This is a genomic window from Streptomyces sp. NPDC001634 (genome assembly GCF_040298185.1).
In the GTDB taxonomy this organism is placed as follows: domain Bacteria; phylum Actinomycetota; class Actinomycetes; order Streptomycetales; family Streptomycetaceae; genus Streptomyces.
The window spans coordinates 188,086-210,030 of the sequence record NZ_JBEOZU010000003.1 but is presented as its reverse complement, the minus strand read 5'-3'; the positions used below and the strand labels follow the sequence as shown (position 1 = coordinate 210,030).

The following is a 21,945-nucleotide window of genomic DNA, read 5'->3' as shown; positions in this document are numbered from 1 at the left end:
GCGAGGGCGCGCCACGACTCCGAGCTGCGCCGCAGGGCGGCGGGCGGTGCGTACGTCATCCACGTACCCGGCGACCGCCCGCGACGGGGAGGACGCTCCGGCCGACGGACGCCATCAGGCGTCCCGTCGCTTGAGCGCCACCCCGGCACCGGCCAGCGCCACCAGCGCGTACAGGCAGAACACCGCGAATCCGGTCCATGGCGCCAGGGTATGCGGCTCCTGGTGGATGTGGATGAGGCCCTGCCCCGCCGTGCTCGGCAGGTACTTGTTGATCGCGTCGAACCACGACGACGGCAGCGCCTCGGCGAGCACCGGAAGCACCAGCAGCACACCGAAGACGGTGGCGATGCCGCCCGCCGTGTTGCGGATCAGCGCGCCGAACGCCACCCCGACCAGGCCCACGACCGTCAGATACAGACCGGCGCCGAGCACGGCGCGCAGTACGCCCGGGGCGCTCAGCGACGTCCCCAGATGATGGCTCGACAGGGCGGCCTGCCCCACGAGGAACGCGACCAGCGAGGCGATCGTCATCAGCGCCCACGCCACCGCCGCGAACACCAGGGCCTTGGCCCAGAGCACGGGAAGGCGGCGCGGTACCGCGGACAACGAGGCGCGGATCATTCCGGTCGCGTACTCACCGCTGATCACCAGGACACCCAGGACGCCGACGGCCAGCTGGGCCAGATAGAAGCCGCGCAGACTGACCAGAGTGGGGTCGAAGTTCAGCCGCTCCTCCGGCGGCAGGTGCGACCAGCGGTCGGCGGTGAAGTAGCTGAACAGGAAGCCCAGACCGATCATCGCGACGACCGCGGCGAGCAGCGTGAACAGCGTGGACCTCAGCGACCGCAGCTTGATCCATTCGGAGTGGATCACCCGCAGTTGTGTGACCTCGCCCCGCTCCGCCTCGGGAATCACCGTTGCCGTCGTCATGCCGCACGCCCTTCCCCGCCCGCGCCGACGAGCTGCGCCGCCGGTGCCTGGTACTCCACCGCGTCCCGGGTCAGCTCCATGAACGCCTCTTCCAGCGACGCCTGCTGCGGCGTCAGTTCGGCCAGTGCGACGTCGTTGTCGGCCGCGATCCGCCCGATCCGCTCGCTGCTGAGCCCGGTCACGGACAGCACACCCGGCTCCTGCGAGGTGATGGTCACGTCCGGGCCGGCCAGCAGGCCGCGCAGCTTCTCCGCCTCCTCGGTGCGGACTCGCACCAGATCCCCGGCGGCCTGTGCGGTGAACTCGGCCACCGACGTGTCCGCGATCAGCCGCCCGCGCCCGATCACGATCAGGTGCTCGGCGGTCAGCGCCATCTCCGACATGAGGTGCGACGACACCAGGACCGTACGTCCCTCGGCGGCGAGCCCCTTGAGCAGATTGCGGATCCAGAGGATCCCCTCGGGGTCGAGGCCGTTGACCGGCTCGTCGAGGATCACGGTCGCCGGGTCGCCCAGCAGCGCACTGGCGATGCCCAGCCGCTGCCCCATGCCCAGCGAGAAGCCGCCGACCCGCTTTTTCGCCACGGCGCGCAGCCCGACGAGGTCGATCACCTCGTTCACCCGGCGCGCGGAGATCCCGTGGGTCGCGGCGAGGGCCAGCAGATGGTTGTACGCGCTGCGCCCGGTGTGGATGGCCCGGGCCTCCAGCATCGCCCCCACCTCGTGCAGCGGCGCCCGGTGCTCGGCGTAGTTCTTGCCGTTGACCACGGCACGGCCGGAGGTGGGCGCGTCCAGGCCGAGGAGCATCCTCATGGTGGTGGACTTGCCGGCCCCGTTCGGTCCGAGGAACCCGGTCACGGTGCCGGGACGCACGGTGAAACTGAGATCTTCCACGGCGATGCGCTCACCGTAGCGTTTGGTGAGGGAATGGGCCTCGATCATGAAGTGTCCTCGTAGAAAGGGAAACCGGAGTCCGTGTGCAGCCGGACGCGCTTCACGCTAGGACCCGCTCGTACCCGAATCGACAGCCCGTGGAGCGACGTTTCCGGGGTGCTCCCTGCACCTGGGGGCTGAATGGGCGTACACCCGGTGATGTACGCCCGCACGGCGTCACCCCCAGGTGGCGGGCAGTGCCTGCGGACCGCGGATCATCGTCTGCCGGCGCCAGGGCACGCGCTCGGCGGGGACGGCGAGGCGCAGTCCCGGCAGGCGGTCGAGCAGTGTGTGCAGGAGGAGTTCGATCTGCAGCCGGGCGAGTAGGGCCCCGGTGCAGTAGTGGGGTCCGTTGCCGAACGCGAGATGCGGGTTGGGGTCACGGTCCACAACGATGCCGTCGGGGTCGGGGTAGACGTCCGGGTCGCGGTTGGCGGCCAGATAGGAGACGTAGACGGGATCGCCTGCCTGGATGCGCAGCCCGTGCAGGTCGACGTCCTCGAGCGCGATGCGCGCCAGACCGACCGCGGTGCGGTGCGGGATCCAGCGCAGCAGTTCGTCGAGTGCGGCATCCCACAAATCGGGCCGGGCACGCAGCCGTTCGAGCAGTTCGGGGCGGGTGAGCAACAGGAACAGCATCTGTCCGCAGTTGTGGGTGACAGCCTCCCCGCCGATCTGCAGCGGGCCCGCGAGACCGACCGCCTCCTCCTCGCTGATCTCGCCCCGGCCCACCGCTGCCCCCAGCAGGGACAGGACGTCATCACCGGCGCTGCCGCTGCGCGCCCGGATCGTCTCCGTGATCCATCCGTACATGCCCTGCTTGGCACGTTCAGCGGCCTCGGCTCCGCCCGAGGTGGAGATGATCTGCCTGGTCCAGGCGTGCACCTGTTCCCGGTCGGCCGCGGGCACCCCCATGACCTCGCTCACCACGGAGATCGGAAACGGTTCGAGGACGCGCTCGATGAGGTCGGCGGGCGGACCCTCCCGCACCACCTCCTTCATCAGGCCGTCGAGGATCTCCTGCGCGCGCGGGCGCAGCCGTTTCATCGCCCCCATGGTGAACGCGCCCGCCACCGTGCTGCGCAGCCGGTTGTGGTCCGGCTGGTCGGCGAAGGCGAGCGAGCCGGGCCGGGGCTTGAAGTGCGGGGCGAGCCGGGTCACCTGACGGTCGACCACCTCCGCCCGGCTGAACCGCGGATCGTTCGTGATCCTCTTGACGTCGTCATGACGCGTCGCCAGCCACGCCCAGCCCTCTCCGTGGGGAAGGCGGATACGCGTCAGCGGGCCTTCGCGCATCAGTTCCGCGAGAAACGGGTCGAAGACCGTCCCGTCCAGCTCGTGCGAGATCCAGTCCCGTACCGGTGGCGGTTCCCGGCCGGTCAGCGCGGTGATCTCCTCGGTCATGCACTCCACCCTCGTACGCGCACGGCCGCCTGTCGCGCGGGACTGCTCCGGCCGGAGTGCACCTCAGCCTTTCGCGCGGCTCCCGGCGGCCCCGTCCCGGCACTTGCGGGCGAGGACGGCCCAGGTGACGGCGAGGAAGAGGAGCGCGAACCCGGCGAGGACCGACCAGCCGCGGCTCGCCGGATGCGCGAAGGTGCCGCCGTACGAGCGCAGCAGCCCGGGCCCCAGCGCAGAGGCGTCCCTGCGCCACAGTGGATCCAGGCCGACCCCGCTGCCCAGAGCCTCGAACGCCCAGCGGTTGGTCATGGCCCAGCTGAGGGCCCGGCCCCCCACCGGCATCCGCGGCACCGGCACGAACGCCCCCGAGAACAGCACCTGCGGAAAGCACAGCAACGGCAGCATCAGCGTCGCCTGCCCCGGTTCGGTCACCGCGGCCGAGGCGAGCAGACCCAGTGCGAGGGCGGCCGCCGAGGCAAGGACACTGGAGGCGAACAGTGAGCCGTACACCCCCCAGGCTGCCGCCGGCAGCCGGTCCAGGGCGCGCAGCACGACCAGCAGAAGCCCGTCCGCGACCGCCAGCAGCGGCAGCATCGTGGTGAGCTTGGACGCCAGGTACGGGCCGATCCGCACGCCGGCGATCCACTCCCGGCGCAGCACGGGAAGCTCCGTGCAGATCTGGAGCAGTCCGTAGGTCAGCCCGAAGAAGAACGCGCTGAACGCGATCCAGAACATGATCATCGCGGTGGTACCCGGATCGGGGGACGCCGGGTCGAACGCACCCGACCGGAAGAGCACCGCGAACATCGCCACGATCATCACCGGCGAACCGGCCAGCACGGCGGCGGTGAGCCGGCCCCGCCACAACAGGGCGCTGCCCCGGCGGGTCAGCAGCAGCCACTGACGCACGGCACCGGGCCGCGGCCACGAGGGGGTCACGACGGGCTCGGCCGAGGCGTCCGGAGCGTCGGCAGCGCTCGGCGGTTCCGCGTCCCGCGCACGTCGGCCACCGGCCACGGCCTCGTACACCTCCTCGACCGTGCCGACGCCGAACGCCCCGCACAGGGCCTCCGGTTCGCCGGTGAAGGCGAGCTCACCACCGGGGGAGAGAAAGACGATCCGGTCGCAGCGGGGCAGATCGGCGAGGGCGTGCGTGGTCAGCACGACGGTGGTGCCCTCCTCGGCGAGCGCGCGCAGCGTGCCCAGCAGACCGGCGGCGGTCACCGGATCCAGTCCCGAGGTCGGCTCGTCCAGGAAGAGGACCCGGGGCCGGGTGAGCAACTCGGCCGCGATACTGGCCCGTTTGCGCTCTCCGCCGCTGAGGGCGCCCACAGGCGTGCCGGCCCGGTCGGTCAGCCCGAGCGCGTTCAGTACGAGGTCCACGCGTCCGTCGGCCTCCCGGGCCGGTGCGGCGGGCATCAGCCGCAGTCCCGCCGCGTACAACAAGGTCCGCCGCAACGGCAGTTCGCGGTGGATGATGTCGTCCTGCGGCACGAATCCGAAGCGGGGTCCCGGCCGCCCCGGTGGCACACCGTCGTGCACCACCGTCCCTTCGGCAGGCGCACGCAGCCCGGCGAGCGTCTGCAGCAGCACGCTCTTGCCCGCCCCACTGCTGCCGACGATCACGGTGAGCCGGCCCGGGTCGGCATCGAAGGACACGTCCCGCAGCACGCGTCCCGCGCCACGCACGTCCTGGTCCACATGGCGCGCCTGGATACGCAGACCGTCGACCCGCCCCGAGGAGGGTATCGGTGCGGGGGCGGCGGGGCGTGGGCGCATGGGGGTGGGCATGGAGGCAGCATGCCAGGGCGGGCCGTCGCCGGGGCCCTGTTGGAAAGCGACAGTTCGGTGCAGCGTCTGGCTGGATTGAACTGCACATGCCAATCTTGCTGCTCAACCCTCCACGCTGTCGATGAGGAGAGCGCAGTTGAAGCCGAAGTCCCCGCGCATCCGCAGAGTGTCGCTCGTCCTGGGCAGTGCCCTCGCACTGGTCGTCGCCTTCCCGGGCGTCGCGCTGGCCGCCCCGCCCCGAGCCCTGCCCGCGAACGCGGACGGTCTGGAGCAGACGTTCCAGCCGGCCTACGACTACGACACGGACGGCTGTTACCCGACCCCCGCCATCGGCCCCGACGGAACCCTCAACGGCGGCCTCAAGCCGACGGGGGCGCTCAACGGCAACTGCCACGACGCCTCGGACCTCGACAACACCAACGGCTACTCCCGTTACAAGTGCAACAACGGCTGGTGCGCCATCATTTATGGTCTGTACTTCGAGAAGGACCAGGCGCTGCCCGGCATCAGCCTCGGCGGACACCGGCACGACTGGGAGCATGTGGTCGTGTGGGTGCAGAACAACCAGGCCCAGTACGTCTCCACGTCCGCCCACGGCAACTTCAACATCTACAGCCGTGACCAGATCCGCTGGGACGGAACCCACCCCAAGATCGTGTACCACAAGGACGGGATCGGCACGCACTGCTTCCGCCCCGCCAATGGCAAAGACGAGCCGCCGGAGAACCACTACCACACCTGGCAGTTCCCCGCGCTGGTCGGCTGGAACGGCTATCCCGCGGGACTGCGCGGCAAACTGAGCCAGGCCGACTTCGGCAGCGCCCACTTCGGACTGAAGGACGGCAGCTTCAACTCCCATCTGGAGAAGGCCGAGCCGTCCGGCATCGCATTCGACCCGAACGCCTGACGACCGCCGCCGGCACCCGTCACCACGGGTGTCGGCGGCGCAGGCAGGGCTACGCGCCGCTCGCCCTGAGCATGTCCTCACGCTCGACGATCTTCACACGCTCACGGCCCTGCGGTTCGCCGAGCGCCTTCTCCGCGGCGTCGAGGCGGTACCAGCCGTCCCAGGTGGTGAAGCGGACGTTCCGCTCGGTGAGGAACGCGTCCACGGCCTCGGGCGCGGGGGATGCGGGCGTGTGGAGACGGCCGTTCGCGTGGTCGTCCAGCAGGTTGGCCACCGTCTCGTTGGCGTCGCCCTTGGTGTGGCCGATCAGGCCCACGGGGCCGCGGCGGATCCAGCCCGTCACATACGTGGACTGCAGGTGCTCACCGCTTTCCTCGATGACCCGTCCGCCCTCGTCCGGCACGGTTCCCGACTCGATGTCCCAGGGCAGCTTGGGCAGTTCGTCGGACAGGTAGCCGACGGCGCGGTAGACCGCGGTGACGTCCCAGTCCCGGAATGTACCGGTGCCCTTGACGTTGCCCGAGCCGTCGAGGGCCGTGCGCTCGGTGCGCAGGCCGACGACCTTCCCGTCCTCGCCGAGGACCTCGGCCGGCGACTCGAAGAAGTGCAGGAACAGCTTGTGCGGCCGGTCGCCGACGTCCCGGATGGCCCAGTTCTCCAGCGTCTTGGCGACCATGTCGGCCTGCTTGTTGCCGCGCCGGGTCGCGATCGAGCCCTCGTCGTAGTCGATGTCCTCGGGATCGACGATGACCTCGATGCTGGGGGAGTGGTCCAGCTCCCGCAGCTCCATCGGGCTGAACTTCGCCTGCGCCGGACCCCGGCGGCCGAAGACATGGATCTCCAGGGCCTTGTTGGCCTTGAGGTCGGCGTAGACGTTCGGCGGTATCTCGGTGGGCAGCAGCTCGTCCGCCGTCTTGGCCAGGATGCGGGCCACGTCGAGAGCGACGTTGCCGACGCCGAGAACGGCGACCTTCTCCGCCTCCAGCGGCCAGGTGCGGGGCACGTCCGGGTGTCCGTCGTACCAGGAGACGAAGTCCGCCGCGCCGTAGGAGCCGTCGAGGTCGATGCCGGGTATGTCAAGGGCCCGGTCGGCCGTTGCGCCCGTGGAGAAGATCACGGCGTCGTAGAACGTGCGCAGATCGTCCAGACTGATGTCGGACGGGTAGTCGACGTTGCCGAACAGGCGGATCTGCGGCTTGTCGAGCACCTGGTGGAGGGCTGTGATGATGCCCTTGATCCGCGGATGGTCGGGCGCGACGCCGTAACGGATGAGGCCGAACGGTGCCGGCATCCGCTCGAAGATGTCGATGGACACACCGGGCTCGGCGGCCACCTCGGACTTCAGCAGTGCGTCGGCGGCGTAGATCCCGGCGGGGCCGGCTCCGACGATGGCTACCCGCAGGGGGCGGGGCATGATCAGGTTCCCTTCGAGCGGTGACAGGCGGCTCGAACGGAACTTTAAACTAAGGCAAACCTTACCTGGTACGCGGGTCTCATCTATGACCTCATAAGCCCGCCTTATGACCGGTCGCAGCCCGCCTTATAACCCAGTCGTAGCTCGCCTTATGAGCAGGCCCACTCACCCGTCGCCCCGAAGCTCGGGGACGAGCAGGAGCATCGTGACATCGTCGCGAATGGTGCCGCAGTGACGTACCAGATCCGTCCAGACATGCTCGTTCGTGGTGTCGAGACCGTCCGCGGTCAGATGAGGCAGCCGGTCGAGCAGGGGGTAGAACGCGCCCGAGGAGTCCCGGGCCTCCCAGATGCCGTCGGAGGCCAGAAACAGCCGGTCGCCACGCTGAAGAGGCCGGGCGACCTCGTCGTACGCACCCTCCCGGCACAGGCCGAGCCCCAGGGGCGTACCCGGTGTGACCCGGACCTCCGTGGCCTTGCCGTCCTGGAGCAGCACGGGCGGCGGACTGCCGCAGGCGATGATCCGCACCGTGCGGGCGTCCGGGGTGAACTCGAGCAGCGCCACGGTCGCGAACAGTTCGGAGTTCTCGGCCTCCGACGAGTCCACCACGAGTCTGCGGTCGAGGCGGGCCGCGAGGGCCGGCAGGTCCGGCTGGTCGAGCACGGCTTCCCGGAAGGTGCCGAGCAGCGAGGCCACGGTCGCGACGGCCGACAGTCCGTGGCCTTGTACGTCGCCCATGAGCGCCCGTACTCCGAAGGGACTCTCACGCACATCGAAGAAGTCGCCGCCGACGATCGTCCCGCGCTGTGCGGCGCGGTACAGGCCGGCGCAGTGGACCGGCCCGACATGCTCCGGAAGCGGGGGGACGACGGCGTGCTGGGCCGCTTCGGCGACGGTGCGTTCGAAGTCGAGCTGGGCGTCGCGGCGGCTGCGCACATACGACACGAACACACTCAGCAGGGCGACGAAGCTGATGGTGAGCGTGTCGGTGTTGCCGGGGTGGTCCAGGCGGAAGGCGTGGGCGTGCTGCAGGACGATGACGACGGCACCGAGGAGGGCGGTCGCCACGGGCCCGTAGGAGAGCACGGCCAGGGGCGGTATCGCGCCGAGCAGGAATCCGATGTCGAGCGGATCGGGGCTGACCAGGGTGGCGACGATCACCGCCACCGTCAGGGCCGCGGGCAGGATGCGCACCCATCGCGGGGGCGGCGCCCCGCGCAGCCAGCTCCGTCGTTCTCCTTCCCGGCGGGGCCGTGGGGCAGGCATGCTTCGCACACCCCCACGCTCCTACGCGAAGCCGCCCGCCGCATGTCGGCGCCGAGAGGCGCCCGGGCGACGGGAAACCACGGAGAAGCGGCGAGCGATAACCGGTTGTAGGGCCGACCCCGCGCCGTCTAGCGTCGGCTCATCGGCGTGTAGCTCAGCAGTAGAGCACCGGGCTCTGGACCCGGAGGGCGCGGGGGCAGAACCCGCCACGTCGGCTTATGAACGACGACGCTGACAAGCAGCACCTCATGGGCAGCGGAGGCTCCCCCTACGCGCTGGCCCAGCTGGCCAAGGCCGTCACCACCGCGCTCACACACGAGGACCCCGGGACCCGGCGCCGGGCGGAGGATCGCGGGCGCCAGTGGCGGGCCGTGCTCGCCGGAATGGCCGGCGGGCGCCTTGCTGTCGGATCGCGTACGCCGGTGGCCGGGCTGCCGGCCTGGGTGACGCCCGAGGTGGTCCGGGGCGGGTTCGCCACCGGGGCGGCGAGCGCCGGAGGACCGCTGCTGGAGTACGAAGCGGAGGCGGCGCGCCGGGCCGGGGCGAGCGAGGACCGACGGGCGCTGTTCGCGTACTGGCACACCGAGGACGGTCTCGACCGGCTGTCCGGGCTGCTGGACAGCGGGCGGTACGAGGTGACCGTTCCCGAAGAGGCCGCGCTGCTCACCGTGGCCTGGCTGGCGCGTGCGGGAAACGTCGACGCGGCGCTGGACCTCGTCCGGGAACTGGAGCCGTTCGCCGGGCGTCTGCGGTTCACACCCCGTCCCTCCGTCGGGCCCGCGCCGGACGCCACGGCCGTGCACCGGCGTACCGTCGCCGAGGCCGGCGAGATGCTGGCACGGCGGCGACCCGACAAGGCCGTGGAGACACAGCGGGAGGCGCTCGCGGTCTGGCAGCCGTTCGGCGACGACCTGCTCGTCCACTGGCTTCAGACGACTGAGGACGGCCGGGTACTGGCGCGCACCCCGGACGACGGCTGGCACGAGCGGGGCGCTCGGCTGCTGCGCCGCTACACGAGGCTCGCGGCAGAGCACACGTACTGCACGAAGCACCGGAACCCCAAGGAGAACCTCGCGATTCTGCGGGAGGCGCTGGAGAAGACCGTCGCCGGGCGGCCGTTGGACGCGCGCCGGCTCGGGCTGCTGCGGCACGCCGTCGCGTCCATGGTGGAGCGGCGTGGTCTGCCCGGGTCCGAGCGGCACACGGCACTGCGCCGACAGCAGGCGGCCCAGAGTGCGCTTCCCTCCCACCACGCGCTGGCCCAGCTGGTGCTGCGCCGTCTGTCCGGTCTTCCGCAGAACGTGGGCGCGGCCGAGATCGCACCGCTCGTCGCCCCCGTGAGCGCTGCGGAGGCAGAGGAGACCGGACTGCCCGCCGGGGCGGTGATCCCGCCCGCCGTCCGCCAGGCCGTCGAGGGCGCGCTGAGCGCTGCCATCGGCACCCTCGTGGAGCGGGGCGTCGTGCCCTCCGCGGAGGTGCTGGCGGAACTCGTACCGCAGCTGGTCGCCGTCACCACCGCGCAGCTGTACCCGGACGAGGCGTTGCGGACCCTGATGGCAGCGAACTACCGGGCCTTCCGCAACCGCCGCTCGCTGCTCCTGCTCGATCTGGAGCGGCAGGTACGGGTGGAAGAGCTGCCCTGGGTGCGGGCTGTGGCCTCCCAGCGCGCGGACGCAGAGACGGACGAGGCGTCTGCAAACGCCCTGCGGCAACTGGGCGAGCTGGCCGTGCAGGCGTTCCCGGGCACGATCCTGCCCAATCCGCTCGTCCGGGAACTGACCGTCCTCGCCCGGCAGGCGGAGCTCGGCGCGCCGCTGGTGGAGGAGCTGGCCGCGGACATCTTCATGGGCACGTTCAGCCCGAAGTTCCTCGCCGCGGCGCGGGTCGCGGCGGAACTGCTCGGTGGCGGCACGCTCTACGAGCGGTACTACGGCATCGACTACGCGGCCGTCCGCAATCTGGCGATCGTCGAGGCCGGAGAGGCGCAGACACGGTCCTACGGTGCCAGGACCTCCCCGGGCTTCGCGAAACTGTGCGCCGAGCGGGCGGGCGTCTCCCCGTCCGGGGCGCGGTCCTCCTGGTCCGTGGCGTCCAACGGCACGGTGATCGAGCAGGCCCAGATCCTCACCACGCACAACCTGGCCACGCTGGTCCACCGGGTCGGCATCAACCCGGCCACGGGATGGGAGGACCTGGCCCGCCGCTGCTTCGTCACCGCGTGCCGGCTCACGGCCCGGGTGCACGCCAATCCCCGTCCGCTGGGCACGATCAAGGACGTGGCGTATGCATGGCGGCAGATGGTGTTCCACCTGTCCCTGTGCACTCCTCGGGAGCAGGCGCGCACCCTGGACTGGCTGACCGAGGAGGCCGGCCGCCACCCCGCCCATGTGGCGGCCAGGCTGGCGCCGGCGCTCGCGGGCCTGCGGCAGGTCGCGGCGGGCGGCGCGGTGGACGAGGGCACGGGCCGGCGCCTTCTCGGCTGGAGCACGGACGGTCATTGGCTGCGAGCTGATCCGATGCCTGCCGCCTGAGGCACGGCCGTTCGGGCAGCCCGCAGTTCCCGTTCGTCCGCACCATGCCCGACCCGGCCCCGGGGCGCGTATCGTTCCGCCGTCCGACACATCGGGGGCGGGACCGGGGAGTGACAGCGTGGGCGACGGCGGGGCAACGACCGTTCTGGTGACCGGCGGCAGCGGGTTCGTCGGGAGCCATCTGGTCCGGCGGCTGCTGGAGCGGGACTACCGGGTGCACACCACCGTGCGCAGCGCCGCGAACACAGCCAAGGTACGGCCGTTGCGCGAGATGCAGGAGGCGTTTCCCGGCCGACTGGCCCTGTTCGAGGCGGACTTGCTCACCGAGGGCTCCTTCGACGAGGCGATGAGCGACTGCCGTGTCGTCTTCCACGTGGCGTCGCCGTTCCTCATGCCCGAGAAGATCAAGGACGGCCACAGGGACATGGTCGACCCGGCGCTGCGCGGGACACGCAATGTGCTGACGAGCATGGATCGCACCCCGACCGTGGACAGGCTGGTCTTCACCTCCACCGTGGGCGCGGTCTTCGGCGACTACATCGACGTCAAGGGCATGGACGACGAGATACTGTCCGAGAAGTACTTCAACACCACGAGCACGGTGGAGAACAACCCCTACCACTACGCCAAGACGCTCGCGGAACGCGAGGCATGGGCGGCGGAGGCGGCCCAGGACCGGTGGCGCATGGTGTCCGTCAACCCCGGGCTGATCCTCGGGCCTTCCCTGACCCCCGCGTCGGAGTCCGGCAGCCTGTTCCTGCTCGACGAGTTGTTCAAGGGCTACTTCTTCTACGGCGCGCCGGACTTCAGCTTCACCACATGCGACGTGCGGGACGTGGCCGACGCACACATCGCGGCGGCGGAGAACCCTGTGGCGAAGGGCCGTTACATCGTCGCGGCGGAGACGATGACCTCCTTCCACGAGATGTCACGCATCATCCGCACCCGTTACCCGCGTGACCTCCGACTGCCCCGCACCGCCCTCCCGCACTGGCCGGTACGCGTCCTGGGCCCGGCCTTCGGTCTGACCCAGGACTACATCCGCAAACACCTCGGCATCCGGTTCCGGGTCGACAACAGCAGGAGCGTGCACGAACTGGGCATCACCTACCGCCCGGTCGAGGAGACCCTCCTGGACCACTACGAGACATGGCGACAGCAACGGGCAGCGAACTGATCGGGCGACCGCAACCCCGCCGTCCTGCGACCGACAGCCCGTACGCCATGGTGTGCGCGTGGACTTCGAGCCGTACCGAGGGGTGAGCTGGGTTGGCTCCAGCCGACCCCGGGGAATTCGACCGGCACTACCGCGAGGTCCACATCCCCCTACTACTACCTGGTCGCCGGGCTGGACTGGGACACACTGGACGAGCTGCACGCCGGGTTCGCCTCACCCGAAGGCCGGGCCACCGCCACCGCCGCCGCGCACCTCGCACGGCTCGCCCCCGTACGCGGCATGATCGTCACTGCCGACGATAGCGAGCCGTGGACAAGGCGGACGGATTCACGCGGGCCGTGCCGCGCTGTGGATGGCCGCGCTCCCGGCGAAGAAGAGTGACTCCTCGCGTATGTACGCCCCCGGGCTCGGCGCGTGGATCATCATGCCGTTGCCGGTGCACAGGCCGACGTGGCGGTCGTCGTCGTAGAAGAAGACCAGGTCGCCGGGCTGGATATCGGTGAGGGGGATGGGCGTGCCGGTACGCGCCTGATCCTGCGCACCGCGCGGGAGGGCCACTCCTGCGGCCTTCCAGGCGGCCTGCGTGAGACCGGAGGCGTCGTAGGAGCCGGGCCCGGCAGCGCCCCAGACGCACGGTTTGCCGATCTGTTCACGAGCGAAGGCGAGTGCCTTGGAAGCCTTCGAGGCCTTGGCGCCGTATCCCGTCTCCGGCACACCGCCGACGCCGATGAACGCTTCGGTGGGGACGGGAGGGACCGTCGGGAGGGAGGTACCGGTGGGGAGGGGGGCTCCGGTGGCGATGGGCGCCTCGGCGGGGAAGGGAGCCGTGGTGGGGAGGGGCGTCCCGGCAGCGGGCGCCTCGGTCGGGAAGAGAGCCGTGGTGGGGAGGGGCGTCCCGGCAGCGGGCGCCTCGGTCGGGAAGAGAGCCGGGGCGGGGAGCGGCGTCCCGGTGGCGACGGGTGCCTCGGTCGGGTAGGGGACCGTGATGGGCAGGGGCGCCTCGGCGGGGAAGAAAGCCGCGGTGGGGAAGGGCGTCCCGGTGGCGACGGGCGCCTCGGTCGGGAAGGGGGCCGCTGCGGGGAGCGAAGTCCCGCTGGCGACGGGCAACTCCGTAGGGTAAGGGGCCGCGGTGGGGAACATCGCGGCAGTGGGCAGCGAAGTCCCCGTGGAGAAGGCGGCGCCCGCGTCGACGGACATGCCCGACGGGGCCGTGCCGAACGCGGCAGGCTGCTGCGACTGCCATCCGGTGTCGCCCAGGCCGAAAGCCTGTCCCTCCGACGTGCGCCAGGCGTCCTCGACGGCGCGGGACTCGATCGCCGCCGGTGCCGTGCTGATCCGGGCGACATGCCGGGACAGCAGCTCCCGGGCCGCGGCGAGCTTCCGCTGGTTCTGCTCCTTGGAGGTGCTCAACCTGGACGGCCGCGACTCGCCGGCCGGCGCAGGCAGGGCCAGGTTGGTCTCCGGCCGTGTCCGAGGGGCGGCCGGCAACGCGGCCACGGGGCCGGCTGTCAGTTCCGCAGGCGGCCTGGAGGCCGTCCCGGGCCCGGCGGTCAGTTCAGCCAGAGCACCGGTGGTCGTTCCCGTGGCCGGTCCGGCGGTCAGCTCCGGGAGGGGGCGGTCCGTCGTCCTGAGCTCACCAGCGGTGAGTTCGTTCCCCGGCCGCCTCGCCGGGGGAGCGAGCCGGTCCAAGTCGACTCTGTCGGGCATTCTGTCGGCGGGCAGCGCGGCCGGAACGGTGGGCCCCAGCTTCCTGCGGGCCCCCTCGAACCACTGCCTGGCGACCTCGTCGAGGGCGGGATCGGCGCGCCGACGCTCCATGTTGACGCCGGTGGTGACACGATTACGCGGGCCTGCGTTTGCCACGCGGGTCGCGTTGTAGGTCCCGCTGTCGTCCTCGGCCCGGTCGTAGAGGTTGCGGATCCGCTGCTGGACCTCTTCTCGGCTCGCCCCGTCGTCCCCCGAGAAGCGGGAGTTGCGCATGCCGGGGAGGCTGCCTCCGGGGAGCGGGGTCTGCTCCGGCGCCATGGGGACGTACTCCTTCCGTGCTCCGCCTGCCGGGTCAGCTGTCGGGTTCGGGCGAGCGGTTACCGGAAGGTGTGCCCTACGGCCCCTGCCTGTCCGGCAGTTGGGCCGATTCACCCCGTGGTCGGTTGGGTCCCCGGCTCGGGTGTGCAGTTGTCGTGCACCGGATTCGGCGGAGGCCGCGCGACCCGGCGAGGTTCGCCGGAGGGAGTCTTGCGGCCTGACGCCAACCTAACCAATTTGTGTGCCTCACGTGAAGATTGAAGCGCGGAATGTCCGATACGTAATTGTGACTTTCGCCTTGCCGCCCCCATCTTGACGTCCCCCACGGCTTGTTGCTGCCGTGGCCCGACTCTTGGTCAGTGTTCGCCGGGCTGCGGTCCGTTGACGGGATTCACGGCCGATGACGCGGCGAAGGCGGGGCGGACGCCGGCGATCAGTGCCGGGAGGAACAGCGAACTCAGCGTCCCCATGGCCGCGGCGGACAGGGCGATGCCCCAGGCGATGGGGCCGAGGGGTGTGCAGCCGAAGAACTGGCTGAGGAACGGGGTCTGGACGACGGCCGCCAGAGCGGCCAGGGAGCCCAGCGAGGAGGCGATGATCGCTCCGCTCCGGCCCCCGGCCAGCAGCGTCTGGCCGAGCTGCGCGCCCACGAGCGCGACCAGGGCGACGGTACGGGCGCGGGTGGCACGGCCGGTGAACCGTGCGGCGAGCCAGCCGGACGTGGCGCCCAGGGTGGTGGCCACCGCGCGGCACACGGTCTCGTCGGTCAGGGCCGTGCCGAGCGAGACCTCGGGGCCCTCGTGGAGCATGCGTTCGGCGGCCTCGGGATGGGGCGGGCGCAGGGCGACGGCCATGGCCGGTGCGAGGTCCGTGAAGAGGTTGACCAGCAGGAGCTGACGTGCCGTCAGGGGTGAGGATCCGGTGGCGGCCGCTCCGAGGAGGGTGAAGGCGATCTCTCCGAGATTGCCGCCGACGAGGATCGCCAGCGCCTGCCGTACCGAGGCCCACATGGCGCGGCCCTCCACGAGTGCGGCGAGTATCGTCTCCAGCCGGTTGTCCGTGACGACGAGGTCGGCCGCCGCCCGCGCCGCCGGGGTGGCCCGCTTGCCGAACGCTATGCCGATGTCCGCGAGGCGGATCGCGGGCGCGTCGTTGGCGCCGTCGCCGGTCATCGCGACCGTACGGCCAAGGCGTTGGAACGCCTGCACGACGCGGACCTTGTGCACGGGGGTTCCGCGCGCGACGACACCGACGTCGGGCAGCAGCGCGTCGAGCGCGCGGTCGTCCAGGTCGTCGAGTTCGGCACCGGTCACCACCCGCCTGCCGTCCAGGACGCCGAGTTCGGCGGCCGTCTTGCCGGCGGTGCCCGGGTGGTCCCCGGTGATCATCACGATGTGCACTCCCGCGTCCGCGAGTTGGCGCACCGCGTCGACGGCGGTGCCGCGCACACGGTCGGCGAACGCGAGGAAGCCGAGGAAGTGGAGCCCCCGCACGGTCTCGTCGGTGAGCTCCTCGTCGGCGGCGTCCCGCAGTTCGGCGACCGCGAGGATGCGATGGCCCTCGGCCGCCAGTTTCTCCCCGGCGTCGAGGATGTCTGCGCGGCCCTCCGCGGCCAGCGGCCGGCCGCCGCGTCCGGAACAACGCTCGACGACCTCCTCCGGCGCCCCCTTCACCGACAGGATCCGGATACCTTCGCAGTGGCCCAGGGTGGCGTGGAAGCCGCGGCTCGGCTCGAACGGCAGGCCGGAGATGCGCCGCCAGCCGGGCGCGCCCGTCGTACGGCGCACGCCCGCCTCCGCGGCACCGTCCGTGACGGCCCCGTCGGTGGCGTGTGCGAGCCGCTTTTCGCCGTGCGGGCGCGGTGTCGCCCGCAGCGCCGCGCCGAGTACCGCGCGCTGCTCGTCCCCGAGTGCTTCGAGGGGTCGGCTGTTGCCGTCGGCCGCGACGGCAACGAGGGAGATACGGCCGTGGGTGAGGGTTCCGGTCTTGTCGAAGCACAGGACGTCCGTGCGGCCGGCCGCCTCGATCGTCCGGGGATCCCTGACCAGGGCACCCCGTGCGGAAAGCCTTCTGGCGGAGGCGAGTTGGGCCGCCGAGACCAGGAACGGCAGCCCTTCGGGAACACTGGCCACGGCCAGCCCGACACCCGCGCCGACGGTGTCCCGGGCCGGGCGCCCGCGCAGCGTGCCGGCCGCCATCACCGCCGCGGCCGAACCAAGGGCCACCGGCAGGGTGCTGCGGGTGATCCGGGCCAGCCTGCGCTCCACCCCGACGGCGGGGGCGGCGCCGCGACCGACCGTCGCGGCCCGGCTGGCCTCGGTCGCGGTGCCGGTCGCGACGACGACCGCGCGGCCACGTCCGGCCGCGACGGTGGTGCCCTCGTAGACCATGGACGTACGGTCCGCGAGCTCCGACGCCAGCACGGGCGCGACGTCCTTGGCCACCGGCAGCGACTCGCCGGTGAGTGCCGACTCGTCGGCCTCCACATGATGCGCCTCCAGCAGCCGGCTGTCGGCCGGTACGACGTCACCGGCGTTCAGCTTCACCACGTCGCCCACGTCCAGGTTCTGGGCGGGGAGCGTGGTCTCCGCCCCGTCCCGTACCACCTTCGCCATGACGGCCGACTCGCGCCGCAGGAGGGCCACCGCCCGGTCGGTCCGGAAGCGCTGCACGCCGCCGAAGAGTCCGGACAGCGCGGTGACGGCCATGATGACGACGGCGTCGAGGACTGCGCCCACCGACGCGGACATGGCCGCTCCGGCGCCGAGGACGGGCGTGAGCGGGTTTGCCATCTCGGTGAGGTAGGCGTGGCCGAGCGACGATGTTGGAGCCTGCTCGACGGTGGCGGTGCTCCGTGCCCGCGCCTCCTCGTTCGTCAGTCCGCCCTCTCTGCTCCTGGTCCTGGCGAGCACGGTGGCCGGGTCCATCGCATGCCAGGGGTGGCGGGACGCGGCGGTCACGGGCAGGGGGCGCCGCAGCAGTCGTACCGCGGACCAGACACCGGCGGCGGTGCCGAGGGCGGCCGCCGCGTTGAACGCGGCCACGCCGCGCGCCGAGGGCCGCCGCGCCCGTCCGGCCAGCGCCGCAGTCGTACCGACGGCGGCGGAAGCCTGGGCGAGCCGCACTCCGCGGCGCGCACTCTCCCGTGCGTTGCCGCACGCCTGCACGATGACGACGGCCGCGGCCGGATCGGCGTCCACGTACAGATCCGCACCCCAGGCGGGCGTCCCCTCCGGTTCGGCGATGCCCACCCCCACGTCCGCCGCCCCGAGCGCGGAACGGTCCCGGGAGATCAGCAGGACGCCGTCGCCGTCGTGCTGCAGGTCCCGTACGGAGCCGAGCAGCCCGTCGCCCGTGTCACGCACCGCGTCGGCCTCCCGGACGGCCGGGTCGGAGGTGTGTGCACCCACGGCCACGACGGTCAGTCCGGCGGCATGGGCGGCGGGGACGAAGGCACCGGCCGCGTCGTGCATCTGCGGCATCACACTGATCACGGCGAGCAGGCGCCGTCCGTGCGCCAGACCGAGCACGAGCCGCGCGCCGTCCTGCCGCAGCCGCTCCCGGGCCCGTGTCCCGGTGCGTCCCTGCAACTGCAGTCGTTCGACGGGCCCCAGCGCCCACTCGTCCTCCCGGTGCAGTCTCTCGGGTGCGGAACCGTCGAACAGCCGGTGGGCCCTCGCGGCGAGCTCTCCCACGGGCGCGTCCTCGTCGAGGGCGATCAGATCGGCCAGGAGATGGGATCCGGTGGACAGGACGTCCGTGTCGAGGAGCACGGTCCCGATCCGGTCCAGCCTGCGCAGCGCGTCGGGCTCGGCCACCACGACGCCGCTGCGGGCCAGCCCATGGCAGAAGGCGCAGGCAAAGCCTTCGCGGGCCAGCAGCGGTGCCTTGGGGATCGCCGCCAGCGCACCGCCGACGGCCCTTGTGGGACGCCGGGTGACCAGGAGCGATCCGGCGAAGGAGACCGCCGCCACGAGGGGCGCCCGGTCGGCGTACCGCTCGACCGGTCCTTGTGCGAGCGGTGTCTCGCGGGGCGGTGCGGGGGGTGCCGCGTGGTGGGCCGCGGCTGCGGCGCTGCCGGTGAGGCGCGGCTCGGCCGCTGCCCAGGCGGCAGCCTCCGCATGCGCCTCCACCAAGCGCAGGGCGTGCCGAATGGTGTCCACGCCGACGCCGATGAGACCTCCGGAGCCCGCTTGGCCCAGGGCCGTGAGTCCGGCCATGAGCAGCCCGGCGTTGTCGGCGCCGACCGCCAGGTCCACCAGACGCCGCAGCCGGGGATGGGAGTCGACGAACGGGGCGAGCGCGGCGACCGAGGCCGGGAGTGGTGGGTGGCCGGTCAGGCCGGCCACGGCGGCCAAGGGGGCGGCCGCCACGTGCGCGGCCATGGCCGCGCACGCCCGCCGGACCGCCCCGCCGGAGAGGGGATGATCGGGCAGCGGGACCTCGACGCCGTGGGCCTCCTCCACCGCCTCGACCGCCTCGATCAGGGCCGACACGATCTCCTCGGCGTCGGAGGGGCCCTCGGTGCCGACGACGACGTGTCCGAGCACCGTGTTCGCCACGGCCCAGGTCACCCCGGGCAGGTCGGCAAGCCGTCGCTCCACGTCCTCGGTGAGCTTCGTCGCGGCGGCGAAGGGCAGGTCACCTTCGCGCAGACCCCGTACGGCGACGTGTGCGCGTCCTTCGAAGTGCCGTACGCGTTGTCGCTTTCCGTCCCGCAGCGCAGCGCCGGCGGATGACACGACGGTTCGCAGCAGTTCGCCTCCCGGCAGTGCCACAACGCATCACCCGCTCCCGGCGGTCGGGCACTCACCTCTGGTTGCACGAGTAGCCGATTTCACCCGAGTAGCCACGAAACAGCGGCTTCAATCGGGTCACAGGACACACACAGGTGAAGCGCGCGAGAATTGAAGAGGACACCACACCGACTCCGTGAAAGGAGGACTGGGGGATGGCCAGAACAGCGGGCACCACACAGGAGCGAGAAGCGGCGCGGACCGAGATCCACGAGTACGAGGGCGCGGGCCTGCACCTGCACACGCGTACGCTGCACCCACCGGTGCCGATTCCGTACCTCACCAGGAGCGACGTGACGAGCACGGCCAAAGCGGCGACCGCACTGCTGCCCGGCCGGCCGCCGGCCAAGGATCTCGTGTTCTACGGAGGTCTTGGGGCACTGGCGGTGGCGGGGGCTCTGGAATGGCCGGTCGCCCTGGCCGTCGGCGGAGCCACCTGGCTGGTGCGCAGCACCAGAGCGCGCGGCGGCGGCACCGAGGCGTCGGCCGAACACAACGGCGAGGCCCGTGGCGCGACCGGGAAGAACGCCTGACACGACCCGATCGACGGCGCGCGGCAGCGGTGGTGCTGCCGGGCGCCGGCGCGTCAGGCCGCGGTCGGCGCGGGTGCCGGGCTCAGGTAGCGTGAGAACGCGGCCCACAGCTCCCACACGAGACGCAGGATGATCGCCTCGGCGAGCGCGATGCCGATCTTCGTGGCCACGGCTACAAGAATCTGGCCCATGTTGGTTGACCTTCTCTGCTCGGATGCGGGTGTCCGATATCCGACAATGAGGCGCCTACTTCCGTATTGGGTGCCCTGCAGGCGTACTTCTGACGTCGCTTGGGTGAACAGCAGGTAACCAGATTCTCTTCAGCGGTTCGGTTCGTAGGCGAGCTGCTCCACCTCGCGCATGACGAGGGCCGTCTCCGCCACCCCTCGCGTTCCCAGGCACTGCGGGACCATCTCGACGACGACTGAGGAACCGGCCCGACCCACCATGTCCGTACCGGCGAAGACCGCGCTGAACTCCAGTCCGGAACGCAGCGCGTCCGGTAGCCGGCGCGCCGCTCCTCCGCGCTGTTGAGACCGGGCTCGCCGCCAGGGCAGGGGCATTCCTTCCTCGGTGCCGTCGGCGCACACAGAGGTCCCGGTGGGTCCGTCGTACGGGAGCCAGGCCATCCGTACCGGCAGCCGGGCGCCCTGCTCCACGGTGAGCCGAGCACGCTGCTGATGTTCATTCACGATGCGGGCCGCCTTCGGTACGACCGTGGAAGTCGTCTCGCCCCCGGAGCCGCGCGAGGAACTCGGCCGTACGGCGGCGGAGATCGCCGCCCTCTACGGGGCCGAACGGCATGAGCCATCTCCTCGTGCAGGCACATGAGGCGGCGACCGGGCGGGCAGCCGGTGACGGGCACCAAACCGCGGCCGGCCGCTCCCCGAGTCCCCGCCCCGCGGCCGGCCGCGGGGCGGGAAGGTCAGGCCAGGGTGACCTCGACCGGCAGCTTCTTGATGCCGTTGACGAAGTTGGAGCGGACGCGCGGGACGTCGCCGGCCAGACGGATGTCCGCGATGCGCGGGATCAGCTCCTCGAACATGATGCGGATCTCGGTGCGGGCCAGCAGGTTGCCGAGGCACAGATGGGGGCTGCCCTTGCCGAAGGTGACATGGTCGTTGTTCTGCCGGCTGACGTCGAAGTCGTACGGATTGCCGAAGACCTCCTCGTCGCGGTTGCCGGAGGCGAACCACATGACGACCTTGTCGCCCTCCTTGATCCGCTTGCCGCCGAGTTCGACGTCGCGGGTGGCGGTGCGGCGGAAGTGGTAGACGGGGGAGGCCCAGCGCAGGAACTCCTCGACCGCGGTGGGGATGAGGGAGGGGTCGTCCTTGAGCCGGGCGAGCTGCTCGGGGTGCTGCAGGAGGGCCAGCATGGAGTGGGAGATGGTGTGGCGGGTGGTCTCGTTCCCCGCGACCACGAGCAGCAGGAAGTAGTTGTCGAAGTCCTGAGGCGAGAGCGGGACGCCGTCGCGCGGGGTCTCGTTGACGAGCCTGGAGACGAGATCGGTGCCGTCCTTGCCGCGGCGCTGCCGGGCGAGTTCACGGCCGTACTCGAAGACCTCGATGGAGGCGGGGGAGCGGAAGGGCAGGTCGCGGTACTTCTCGCTCTCCGCGCTGTGCAGGAGGACGTCGGCGTAGTCGGGGTCGGTGTTGCCGATGATCCGGTTGCCCCAGTCGATGAGCTGCTGGTTGTCCTCCGGCGGCACGTCGAGGAGGCGGGCCAGCACATTGATGGGGAAGTCGGCGGACACCTCCTTGACGAAGTCGAAGGTGCCCTTGGCCAGGGCCGCGTTCAGGGTCTTGGCGGTCAGGCCGCGCAGGAAGTCGCCGTAGCTGTTGATGACGCCCGCGCCGAACTGCCGCTGGATCACACTGCGCAGCGCGCGGTGCCGGACACCGTCCATCTCCAGGATGGAGGCGCGCTTCTTGATCTGGTCGTCGTCGACTTCTTCGAGGTTGACGAACTTCGTCGAGGTGAACGTCTCCGCGTCGCGGTCGACGCGGGCGATGTCGGAATGGCGGGTGACCGCCCAGAAGCCGGAGTTGGGCGCCTGTTCGGGCTGCCAGTGCACCGGGTCCTCGTGGCGCAGGGTGTGGAACATGCGCCAGGGCTTGATGCCGTCGGCGAAGTTGTCGAGGTCCGCCAGGTCCACCTGGTCGAGCGGGAGGGGCTCGTCGAGGGCGGCGCGCAGGTCGGCGCTGGTGGCGGGGGTGGCCGGGACGGTGCGGCTGGTCAT

16 protein-coding genes, 1 tRNA gene and 1 riboswitch are annotated in these 21,945 nt (G+C 71.4%); of the genes, 6 read left to right on the top strand and 11 right to left on the bottom strand.

Annotated features, from left to right (window positions below; translation table 11 throughout):
• Positions 1–114: 114 nt before the first annotated feature.
• The 4 genes from ABT186_RS03455 to ABT186_RS03440 all read right to left on the bottom strand — a co-directional run bounded on the left by ABT186_RS03455 (position 115) and on the right by ABT186_RS03440 (position 5,054).
• Positions 115–930: an ABC transporter permease gene (locus ABT186_RS03455; protein ID WP_351923390.1), complete on the bottom strand. Its 816-nt coding sequence runs from the start codon at positions 928–930 to the stop codon at positions 115–117.
• The gene (locus ABT186_RS03450) at positions 927–1,871 is read right to left on the bottom strand and encodes an ABC transporter ATP-binding protein (RefSeq protein ID WP_351237373.1); all 945 of its coding nucleotides are present in this window, start codon (positions 1,869–1,871) and stop codon (positions 927–929) included. Before ABT186_RS03450 ends, ABT186_RS03455 begins: the two co-directional genes overlap by 4 nt.
• Before the next feature lie 168 nt (positions 1,872–2,039).
• Positions 2,040–3,266, bottom strand: a complete 1,227-nt coding sequence (locus tag ABT186_RS03445) for a cytochrome P450 (protein ID WP_351237375.1) — start codon at positions 3,264–3,266, stop codon at positions 2,040–2,042.
• A gap of 63 nt (positions 3,267–3,329) precedes the next feature.
• Positions 3,330–5,054 (bottom strand): ATP-binding cassette domain-containing protein, encoded by a 1,725-nt coding sequence (locus ABT186_RS03440; RefSeq protein WP_351923388.1) that lies wholly within the window; start codon positions 5,052–5,054, stop codon positions 3,330–3,332.
• A gap of 136 nt (positions 5,055–5,190) precedes the next feature.
• Between ABT186_RS03440 and ABT186_RS03435 the strand changes: the two genes are divergently transcribed.
• Positions 5,191–5,961 (top strand): NPP1 family protein, encoded by a 771-nt coding sequence (locus ABT186_RS03435; protein WP_351923386.1) that lies wholly within the window; start codon positions 5,191–5,193, stop codon positions 5,959–5,961.
• 49 nt (positions 5,962–6,010) lie between these two features.
• Here the strand turns inward: ABT186_RS03435 and ABT186_RS03430 are convergent, their stop codons facing one another.
• Positions 6,011–7,375: an FAD-dependent oxidoreductase gene (locus ABT186_RS03430; protein ID WP_351236459.1), complete on the bottom strand. Its 1,365-nt coding sequence runs from the start codon at positions 7,373–7,375 to the stop codon at positions 6,011–6,013.
• A 165-nt stretch (positions 7,376–7,540) separates the two neighbouring features.
• A complete protein-coding gene (locus tag ABT186_RS03425) occupies positions 7,541–8,650 on the bottom strand; it encodes a PP2C family protein-serine/threonine phosphatase (RefSeq protein WP_502973133.1) in 1,110 nt (369 codons plus the stop codon).
• 134 nt (positions 8,651–8,784) lie between these two features.
• On the opposite strand from ABT186_RS03425, the gene ABT186_RS03420 reads away from it, so the two are divergent.
• From ABT186_RS03420 to ABT186_RS03410, 3 genes are all read left to right on the top strand, one after another.
• Positions 8,785–8,856, top strand: a tRNA-Gln gene (locus tag ABT186_RS03420).
• A gap of 3 nt (positions 8,857–8,859) precedes the next feature.
• Complete coding sequence (locus tag ABT186_RS03415; protein WP_351923382.1) at positions 8,860–11,172, top strand: hypothetical protein; 2,313 nt, start codon at positions 8,860–8,862, stop codon at positions 11,170–11,172.
• A gap of 118 nt (positions 11,173–11,290) precedes the next feature.
• Positions 11,291–12,349, top strand: coding sequence for an NAD-dependent epimerase/dehydratase family protein (locus ABT186_RS03410; protein ID WP_351236453.1), 1,059 nt, complete (start codon positions 11,291–11,293; stop codon positions 12,347–12,349).
• 327 nt (positions 12,350–12,676) lie between these two features.
• Here the strand turns inward: ABT186_RS03410 and ABT186_RS03405 are convergent, their stop codons facing one another.
• Both ABT186_RS03405 and ABT186_RS03400 read right to left on the bottom strand, forming a co-directional pair.
• Positions 12,677–14,374, bottom strand: coding sequence for a C40 family peptidase (locus ABT186_RS03405; RefSeq protein WP_351923381.1), 1,698 nt, complete (start codon positions 14,372–14,374; stop codon positions 12,677–12,679).
• Positions 14,375–14,381: 7 nt separating this feature from the next.
• Positions 14,382–14,556, bottom strand: a riboswitch (cyclic di-AMP (ydaO/yuaA leader).
• A gap of 174 nt (positions 14,557–14,730) precedes the next feature.
• Entirely contained in the window at positions 14,731–19,152 is a 4,422-nt protein-coding gene (locus ABT186_RS03400) for a cation-translocating P-type ATPase (protein ID WP_351923379.1), read from the bottom strand.
• 173 nt (positions 19,153–19,325) lie between these two features.
• On the opposite strand from ABT186_RS03400, the gene ABT186_RS03395 reads away from it, so the two are divergent.
• Positions 19,326–19,703: a hypothetical protein gene (locus ABT186_RS03395; protein WP_351237937.1), complete on the top strand. Its 378-nt coding sequence runs from the start codon at positions 19,326–19,328 to the stop codon at positions 19,701–19,703.
• 53 nt (positions 19,704–19,756) lie between these two features.
• Here the strand turns inward: ABT186_RS03395 and ABT186_RS03390 are convergent, their stop codons facing one another.
• Positions 19,757–19,894, bottom strand: a complete 138-nt coding sequence (locus ABT186_RS03390) for a hypothetical protein (RefSeq protein ID WP_351237938.1) — start codon at positions 19,892–19,894, stop codon at positions 19,757–19,759.
• A 129-nt stretch (positions 19,895–20,023) separates the two neighbouring features.
• A complete protein-coding gene (locus ABT186_RS03385; protein ID WP_351923377.1) occupies positions 20,024–20,395 on the bottom strand; it encodes a hypothetical protein in 372 nt (123 codons plus the stop codon).
• A gap of 1 nt (position 20,396) precedes the next feature.
• Here ABT186_RS03385 and ABT186_RS03380 point away from each other — a divergent pair, with 1 nt between their 5' ends.
• Positions 20,397–20,534: a hypothetical protein gene (locus ABT186_RS03380; RefSeq protein ID WP_351237940.1), complete on the top strand. Its 138-nt coding sequence runs from the start codon at positions 20,397–20,399 to the stop codon at positions 20,532–20,534.
• Between the two features lie 94 nt (positions 20,535–20,628).
• Here the strand turns inward: ABT186_RS03380 and ABT186_RS03375 are convergent, their stop codons facing one another.
• A complete protein-coding gene (locus ABT186_RS03375; RefSeq protein ID WP_351228330.1) occupies positions 20,629–21,945 on the bottom strand; it encodes a cytochrome P450 in 1,317 nt (438 codons plus the stop codon).